The organism is Mesorhizobium sp. M4A.F.Ca.ET.022.05.2.1, from assembly GCF_003998845.1.
Lineage (GTDB): Bacteria > Pseudomonadota > Alphaproteobacteria > Rhizobiales > Rhizobiaceae > Mesorhizobium.
In genome coordinates this window covers 1-985 of sequence record NZ_RZOJ01000759.1, presented here as the reverse complement: position 1 = coordinate 985, position 985 = coordinate 1, and the positions used below count along the sequence as shown (strand labels likewise).

General features: G+C 63.0%; 1 protein-coding gene and 1 pseudogene. Both read left to right on the top strand.

Going from position 1 to position 985, the window contains the following annotated elements:
• Positions 1-227, top strand: a pseudogene (locus EN745_RS35180) (ABC transporter permease); the annotation flags it as partial.
• The coding region (locus EN745_RS35175) for an ABC transporter permease (RefSeq protein ID WP_145992347.1) at positions 220-985 on the top strand (766 nt) is incomplete at its 3' end. The pseudogene EN745_RS35180 and the gene EN745_RS35175, both read left to right, overlap by 8 nt.

The window sequence follows — 985 nt, the reverse complement described above, 5'->3', positions numbered from 1 at the left end:
TCTTCATCTACACGATCGGGTTCTTCATCACGCCCGCGGTGCTTGGCGGCGGCAAGGTCAATCCGCTCTCCATCCGGATTGAGCGCACGCTGTCGACTTTTCAGGATTGGGGCTCGGCGAGCGTCCTGGGCATTCTGCTGCTCGTGCTCATGGCGCTGATCGCGGTGATGTTCCTGACGGCAAGACGGCTGATGGCACACAACAAAATGGGTGCGGCCCATGCTTGAGGCCTATCCGGACAACAGGCTCGCCCGCGTCGCTCTGTGGGGCTTTTCCGCGCTCGTCATGGCGTTCTTGATATTGCCGACACTTGTCGTCGTGCCGCTCTCCTTTTCGGCGTCGGACCTGCTCGAGTTCCCGCCGCGCGCCTACTCGCTGCGCTGGTATGAGAATTTCTTCGGGTCGGCCACCTGGATGGACGCGCTTAGGACCAGCCTGATCCTCGGCACTTTGACGGCGGCGATTGCCGTGCCGCTGGCGCTGCTGGCCTGCATCTCGACGAACAGGCTCGGCGGCCGGGCCGCAGCGACCATTCAGGGTGTTCTGCTCACCCCTTCCATCGTGCCGGGAATCCTGCTTGCGATCGGCCTCTTCTTCGTGCTGGCGGCGCAGGCTCTGGTCGGAACGCTGTTCGGCGTGCTGGTGGGCCATGTGGTGCTGGCTATCCCGGTCGCCTGTATTGTGCTGGTGCCCGCTCTTGCCCGGTTCGACTGGAACCAGGTCCAGGCGGCGCGCAGCCTGGGCGCCGACTGGGCCAGAGCCATTGGCGGTATCATCGTTCCGCAACTCAGGATCAGCCTGTTGTCGGCGACATTGATGGCCTTCCTGACCTCGCTCGACGAATCCGTCATCTCGATCTTCGTCGCCAGCGGCCGCAACAGCACGCTGCCGAAGCTCATGTTCCTGTCGCTGCGCGATCAGATCGATCCAACCATCGCGGCGATCTCGACATTATGGACCGCCATCGTTGTGGCCGTCATCCTGA